Below are 6,743 nucleotides of genomic sequence, written 5' to 3'. Positions count from 1 at the left end.
TTCTTAGCTTTTCGACTTTGGAAAAGTCCGTAATTCGGCACAGGACGTGCCGAGCCGAGCGGCCATCAGGACGATGGCATCGCGAGGGTAGGACTTTTTTAAATAAAGAAAAGCTTAGAATTGATTAGCGAAATGAACGAATGCCTTAAAATCTTTCATGGGGCTAATCAATATATAACTTTTTCAACAGCCTGAGTATCTTAATGTATAAGACACTGGATTTTTTTATTTTAGTTTATCTTTTACGAATATTCAACAAAATATTAAATAATATGGAGTAGAAAAAAGTAAAAGGGGGCCATATATGCCAGATATAAGAAATAATATATCTATGGACGTAAAGCAGGAGGAAAATAGGGGAATTTGTAATCCAACATAAAATGAGCAAATCATAGAAGTTACAAATACAGAAACAAAATGTCTATGCAAGAACTATCAATATGGAAGGAAGAAATATGTTAAGATACCTGTAGTTCTTGCAGAATTTACCGTTCAGATAGATACAAAAGCAGATATAACTCTTCCAGAGGATGCAATAGATATTAAATTTATAGATAAAAATGTTTACCTCACCCAATGCCATCTAATACCAGGAACTAACAAAGTATATCTTGCAGGTTATGTAAGAAAAAATATAGTATATTCAACCTTTGGAGGAGTAGTTGGTAATGGTATAGGGGGTAATATAAGACACGCAACTTTAAACGTACCATTTGACTGTGTAACAGAGGTATGTTTTGAAAGATATCCAAAGATCTATTTAACACCTCCAAGGAAGGAAGTAGAGTTCTTAGATTGCAAAAAAACTGGTAATAATATAAAGGAAGATAACTAAAGCACGTAGAAATATTTAATGAGAGAGTTTATTGTGAGTTAGAGAACGTATATATCTATGAAACAGATATTAAACTTGACTCAAGACCAGTTAGAGGGTTTGAGACTGAAGAAGTATTTAGAAGAATAAAGGAAAAGATGGTTGTATATGTAACAATAAAGCTTCTCCAAAATCAGCAGGTATGTTGGGATGTACCAGTTGATTATGAAGAAGATGAGGAAGAAAAATTTGATGAACTAAAGGTTGAATTTGAGGATGAGAAATAGATTATAAAATGACTTAAGGCCTTATGCCTTAAGTCATTTTTGTATCATATATAGACACAGTCTCAAGTTTATACAAAATTAAGGTGTATAAACTTGAGACTTTTTTATTTTTAGATTGGCATATAAATTGCTTTAAAATATTAAGAAAATTCTATACACGGAGGTGGAGTGATGTCACAAGTAATTGTAAGTGGAATTATAACAGGAAGCCTTTATGCACTTGCTGCATTAGGATTGGTTTTAATCTTTAAAACATCGGATGTGGTAAATTTTGCACAGGGCGAGATGGCAATGTTTTGTACATTTATCGCATATACCTTTATGACCTTTTTAGGACTACCATACTATATAGCCTTTCCCTTAACAATAGTTTGTGCTGGAATTTTAGGGGTAATAGTTTATAGATTGATAATAAAGCCATTATCTAAATCCAATGTTTTGAGCATAATGATTGCAACATTGGGTTTAATTATGATTTTAAATGGACTTGCAGGAAATATATTTGGTTTTGAAACTAAGAGTTTCCCAAAGCTAATAAATGCAAAAAACATAAATATACTTGGTGTATCCCTTGAACCTAACAGCCTATTAATAGTTTTAATAACCTTTGCTATAATGCTGACACTCTTTTTTTATTTCAAAACTATGGAGGGAATAGCTATAAGAGCAGTTGCACAGGATGTTGATGCAGCAAAGCTAATGGGTATATCAGTAAAGAGGGTTACAGTAACAACTTGGATTATAAGTTCAATGCTTGCAGCAACAGCAGGTATGTTAATTGCACCAACAACATTTTTAGATATCAATATGATGTCTGAAGTGCATTTAAAATCCTTCTGTGCAGCAGTTTTAGGAGGTTTTAATACATTTGTTGGCCCAGCAGTTGGTGGCGTATTGATTGGTATTCTTGAAAATTTAGTTGGTAAATATATATCCCTTGCTTGGAAAACAGTTTTTGCTTTCATATTAATTATAGTAATGTTAGTGGTAAGGCCTAATGGATTATGCGGCAAAAGCTATAGAAGGAAGGTGTAGAGTATGAAAAAATATATGAAACAGGTTATTATTTTAGCAATATTTATACTTCTTCCGTTAGTTTTTAATTTTAATAGAAGCTTTATGACTCTTTTAAATATGGCGGGAATTTATGTTGTTATTGCAATAGGTTTTAACATACTTTTAGGATATGCAGGCCAAATTTCACTTGGACACGCTGCTTTTGTAGGAATTGGTGCATATACTACAGCAATTTTATCAACAAAGTATAATCTTTCCTTCATACTTATAATTCCAATTGTCATTTTAATAAGTGGAATATTAGGATTTGTTTTAGGGCTTCCTGCCCTTAGACTTCAGGGCAACTATCTTGCTATTGCAACATTAGGATTTGGTGTTGCCTTTAGCCATATATTTATGGAATGGGAAAGTGTAACAGGTGGTTTTTCTGGTATAAAGGGAATTAATCCTCCCACTTTATTTGGATATCAATTTAAAACAAGACTATCGATGTACTATTTTATCCTCTTCTTTATTGTAGTTTCAATCATATTTGCTAAAAACCTTATTAAAACAAAAACAGGAAGAGCTCTAATGGCTATAAGGGATAGCGAATATGCAGCTATGTCCCTTGGAATAGATGTTGCAAAGTATAAAACTATAGCCTTCTTAATAAGTGCAATATATGCAGGGGTTGCAGGTAGTCTTTATGCCTTTTTATTTAGACAAGTATACCCAAATACCTTTGATGTTGGTATGTCCTTAAACATACTTGCAATGATTGTAATAGGTGGAATTGCCTCAATTGAAGGATCTGTTGTTGGAGCACTTTTTATTACTTTGATTCCTGAATTTTTAAAGAATATAAAAGTACAAAATGCATCCTTTATACTTACAGGACTATTATTAATTTTATGTGTTATGTATTTCCCCTATGGACTTGTTGATATATATAGAAGATTTAAGGTGTGGCTGAAGAAAAAGGCAGCAGTTAAAGATGAGGGGGTTAAGGTATGAACAAGCAGGCATTAAACTTTAAAGATATAACAATTGCCTTTGGAGGGTTAAAAGCTATAGATAGTCTTTCCTTTGATGTTAAAGAGGGAGAAATAGTTGGTATAATAGGCCCAAATGGTGCTGGAAAAACAACCCTCTTTAATATAATAAGTCGTTTTTATAAGCAGGATACAGGAAAAATTGAGGTGTTTGGGGAGGATGTAAGTTCACTAAAGCCCCATGATGTAATAAATAAGGGAATAGTTAGAACTTTTCAAAATGTAGAGCTTTTTAAGCATATGACAGTATTAGACAACCTCCTAATAGGTCAGCATAGAAACTTAAACTATAACATATTTTCAAGCCTTATAATGACAAGAAGGGTTAAAAGGATAGAGGAGGATGCAAAGAAGAGGGCCTTTGAAATATTAAATATATTAGGTATTGGAAACTATGCCTATTACTATCCAATAAATCTTCCCTATGGAATACAAAAGAAGGTAGAACTTGCAAGGGCTCTAATTTCAAATCCAAGGATTTTAATATTAGATGAACCTGCAGCAGGAATGAATGATACAGAGACTATTGATTTATCAAACAAGCTAAAGGAATTAAAGGATAAGTTCAATTTAACAATCATAGTAATAGAGCACCATATGCCCTTTGTTATGAATATATGTGACAGAGTTGTAGTTTTAAATTTTGGTAAAAAGATTGCAGAAGGAACCCCAAATGAAATTAAGTTAAATCCTCAGGTTATAGAAGCATATTTAGGATAGGGGGGAATAAGATGCTTACCATTAAAAATCTAAAGGTCAACTATGGGTATGTTAATGCACTAAAGGGGGTTGATATAGATATAAAAGGGGGACAAATTGTTAGTATTTTAGGTTCAAATGGAGCTGGAAAAACAAGCCTCCTAAAGGCGGTGTCAGGACTTGTTGAGGATAAGTCTGGTACTATTTTATTTGATGGAGATGATATAACAAATATGTCAACAGAAAAAATAGTATCACTTGGAATTAGTCACTGCCCAGAGGGGAGAAGAATATTTCCTCAGCTTACTGTTGAGGAGAACTTAAAAATAGGTGCATATGTATTGAGAAATAAAAAAGTAAATTTACAGGAGGAATTTGAAAGAGTATATAGCTTCTTTCCAAAGTTAAAGGAGAGGAGAAGGCAGGTGGCAGGTACCTTAAGTGGAGGAGAACAGCAGATGCTTGCAATTGGTAGGGCACTTATGTCAAAACCTAAGCTTTTGATGCTTGATGAGCCTTCTCTTGGACTTGCTCCAATCATTGTTAATGAGATTTTTAAGATAATAAAACAAATAAATAGTGAAGGTGTAACAGTCTTATTAATTGAACAAAACGCAAATGGAGCATTAAAAATATCGGACTACAGCTATGTTCTTGAGTTAGGTCAAGTAGTATCAGAGGGAGATAGTAAGAAACTTTTAAATGATGAAGGCATTAGAAAATCTTATCTTGGTGCATAATTAATTTAAAAATATAAAGGGGGAATTTTTTATGAAAAAAATCTTATCAATCCTATTAACGCTTGTCTTATCACTATCTTTACTTTCAGGCTGTGGTAAGGAGACAAAAACAACATTAGCACAAGGGGTAGACGAAAAGACTATAAAGGTTGGAACAATAGGGCCAACATCAGGACCTATAGCAATAGTTGGAGTTCCTATGCTACACGGAATGCAGGCTTATTTTAATATGGTAAACGATTTAGGTGGAGTAAATGGCAAAAAGATTGAACTTATTGCAAAGGATGACCAATTTAAGCCAGATTTAGCACTTCAAAAGGCTGAGGAGCTTGTTGAAAAGGATAAGGTATTTGCTATTGTAGGTCAACTTGGTACACCAGGATGTCTTGGAACATTAGATTATTTCAAGGAAAAGGGAATACCTGCAGTATATCAAGGAACAGGAGTAAGTGCCTTTGCAAAGGCAAAGGGTAACTACTTCCCAGTACAACCAAACTATACCTTTGAAGGTGGACTACTTGTTAAATATGCTGTAGATAATCTAAAGGCAAATTCTATTGCAATAATATATGGTAATGATGATGCAGGAAAGGAAGAACTTGAGGGTGTTAAGGCACAACTTAAGAAGATGGGTAAAGAGGATGTTTTAAAGGCAGAGGTTCCATTTAATACACAGGATCTTGATTTCTCAGCACACGTTCAAAAGGCAGCAGAGGTTAAGCCAGATGTTACTATTGTTGTTGGATATCAAAAGGCAGTTCCAGGTATTTTACTTGAAGCAAAGAAACAAGGTTTTAAGACTCAATTTATGACTTCATATATAAATGCAGATTTAACAATGCTAACACTTGCTAAGGATGCAGCAGATGGTGTTATTGTTACAGCTTGGGTTCCAGATATAACAGATCCAAATAATCAAGCAGCTAAAAAGTTTATCGAAACATATAAAAAATACTTCCCAAATGAAACACCAAATGCCTTTGCAGCTGCTGGTTGGGTTGCAGCAGAGGTATTTGTAGAAGGATTAAAGAGAGCAGGAAATGACTTATCTTGGGAAGGATATATAAAGGCTATGGAAACATTTAAGGATTGGAATGATGGTATTGCGAAGGGCATAACATATACAAAGGACAGAAGAAATGGTGTTGAAAAAATGTATTTTATGAAGGCAGTTTGGGACGAAAAGATGCCAAGATTTGAAAAGATATCAGACTTTGTTGGACTTGAATAGGAGTTGATATTATGCCATTTGAAATAATAAACGATAAGAAGATGTATTATGAAGTATATGGAGAAGGTGAACCGCTAATTCTATTAAATGGAATAATGATGTCTACTGCAAGCTGGTTAGCATTTGTAGGCGTACTTTCAAAGTATTATAGAGTAGTTTTGGTGGATTTAATAGACCAAGGCAGGTCAGAGAAGGGAGATACTTTTTATACACAGGATATGCATACTGATATGCTATATGAACTTACAAAAAGGCTCAATATAGATAAGTTTAACCTTCTTGGTATCTCCTATGGTGGAGAAGTTGCAATGCTTTATGCATTAAAATATCAGAATACTTTAAAATCCCTCATCCTTTCAAATACAACTGCATATACAACTAAAATTATGAAACATATTGGTGATGCGTGGGAATATGCTGCTTCACTTTATGATACAAAAAATTTTATGAAGGCGACACTACCCTATATATATTCACAAAGATTCTATGAAGAAAATTTTAAATGGATTAACGATAGAATTGAGCTATTTGATAGTTTATTTACTAAAGAATGGTATGATGGTTTTAGAAGGGCTGTTAAAAGTGCAGATGAATTAAATATTTTAGATAGGATTTCAGAAATAAAAGTTCCAACTCTAATTATAAGCAGTGAATTAGATATAATAACTCCTATATACTATCAACTTGAAATAAAAAATAGAATAGAAAACAGTAGATGGATTGAGATTAAAGAGGCAGGACACGCATCTATGTATGAAAGACCAAATGAATTTGCCCTTGCTGTTATAGGATTTTTAAAGACAGCAGAATTTGATATTAAGATTAAATGATAGTAAGTAAACAAAAGGTGCTTGTTACCTTTTGTTTACTTATTTAATTTAGAATATTTTATATTTTTATTCAAAAATAATTTAGATTTAT

General features: G+C 33.0%; 8 protein-coding genes. All 8 read left to right on the top strand.

Features of this window, described 5'->3' with window-relative positions:
- The first annotated feature begins 388 nt into the window (after positions 1–388).
- The 8 genes from JG776_RS12435 to JG776_RS08350 all read left to right on the top strand — a co-directional run bounded on the left by JG776_RS12435 (position 389) and on the right by JG776_RS08350 (position 6,652).
- Positions 389–835, top strand: coding sequence for a CsxC family protein (locus JG776_RS12435; protein WP_366934198.1), 447 nt, complete (start codon positions 389–391; stop codon positions 833–835).
- Between the two features lie 137 nt (positions 836–972).
- Positions 973–1,101: a hypothetical protein gene (locus JG776_RS08380; protein ID WP_291966531.1), complete on the top strand. Its 129-nt coding sequence runs from the start codon at positions 973–975 to the stop codon at positions 1,099–1,101.
- 171 nt (positions 1,102–1,272) lie between these two features.
- Complete coding sequence (locus tag JG776_RS08375) at positions 1,273–2,136, top strand: branched-chain amino acid ABC transporter permease (protein WP_291966530.1); 864 nt, start codon at positions 1,273–1,275, stop codon at positions 2,134–2,136.
- Between the two features lie 3 nt (positions 2,137–2,139).
- The gene (locus JG776_RS08370) at positions 2,140–3,114 is read left to right on the top strand and encodes a branched-chain amino acid ABC transporter permease (protein ID WP_291966528.1); all 975 of its coding nucleotides are present in this window, start codon (positions 2,140–2,142) and stop codon (positions 3,112–3,114) included.
- On the top strand, positions 3,111–3,872 hold the full coding sequence (locus tag JG776_RS08365) for an ABC transporter ATP-binding protein (protein WP_291966526.1): 762 nt from the start codon (positions 3,111–3,113) through the stop codon (positions 3,870–3,872). The genes JG776_RS08370 and JG776_RS08365 overlap by 4 nt, the downstream gene beginning before the upstream one ends.
- Before the next feature lie 11 nt (positions 3,873–3,883).
- The gene (locus tag JG776_RS08360) at positions 3,884–4,591 is read left to right on the top strand and encodes an ABC transporter ATP-binding protein (protein WP_291966524.1); all 708 of its coding nucleotides are present in this window, start codon (positions 3,884–3,886) and stop codon (positions 4,589–4,591) included.
- A 31-nt stretch (positions 4,592–4,622) separates the two neighbouring features.
- Positions 4,623–5,822, top strand: a complete 1,200-nt coding sequence (locus JG776_RS08355; protein ID WP_291966522.1) for an ABC transporter substrate-binding protein — start codon at positions 4,623–4,625, stop codon at positions 5,820–5,822.
- 11 nt (positions 5,823–5,833) lie between these two features.
- Complete coding sequence (locus JG776_RS08350) at positions 5,834–6,652, top strand: alpha/beta hydrolase (RefSeq protein WP_291966520.1); 819 nt, start codon at positions 5,834–5,836, stop codon at positions 6,650–6,652.
- Positions 6,653–6,743: the final 91 nt, after the last annotated feature.

The sequence above is a fragment of the Caloramator sp. genome (assembly GCF_020054765.1).
In the GTDB taxonomy this organism is placed as follows: Bacteria; Bacillota; Clostridia; order Clostridiales; family Caloramatoraceae; genus Thermobrachium; species Thermobrachium proteoclasticum.
Note: the sequence above shows the minus strand (reverse complement) of the source record. Positions and strands in the feature narration are given on the sequence as shown.

Excerpts from the sequence above, each read along its gene's own strand:
- JG776_RS08380 (WP_291966531.1), top strand. The coding sequence starts at position 973 with ATGGTTGTATATGTAACAATAAAGCTTCTCCAAAATCAGCAGGTATGT.
- JG776_RS08375 (WP_291966530.1), top strand. The coding sequence starts at position 1,273 with ATGTCACAAGTAATTGTAAGTGGAATTATAACAGGAAGCCTTTATGCA.
- JG776_RS08370 (WP_291966528.1), top strand. The coding sequence starts at position 2,140 with ATGAAAAAATATATGAAACAGGTTATTATTTTAGCAATATTTATACTT.
- JG776_RS08365 (WP_291966526.1), top strand. The coding sequence starts at position 3,111 with ATGAACAAGCAGGCATTAAACTTTAAAGATATAACAATTGCCTTTGGA.
- JG776_RS08360 (WP_291966524.1), top strand. The coding sequence starts at position 3,884 with ATGCTTACCATTAAAAATCTAAAGGTCAACTATGGGTATGTTAATGCA.
- JG776_RS08355 (WP_291966522.1), top strand. The coding sequence starts at position 4,623 with ATGAAAAAAATCTTATCAATCCTATTAACGCTTGTCTTATCACTATCT.
- JG776_RS08350 (WP_291966520.1), top strand. The coding sequence starts at position 5,834 with ATGCCATTTGAAATAATAAACGATAAGAAGATGTATTATGAAGTATAT.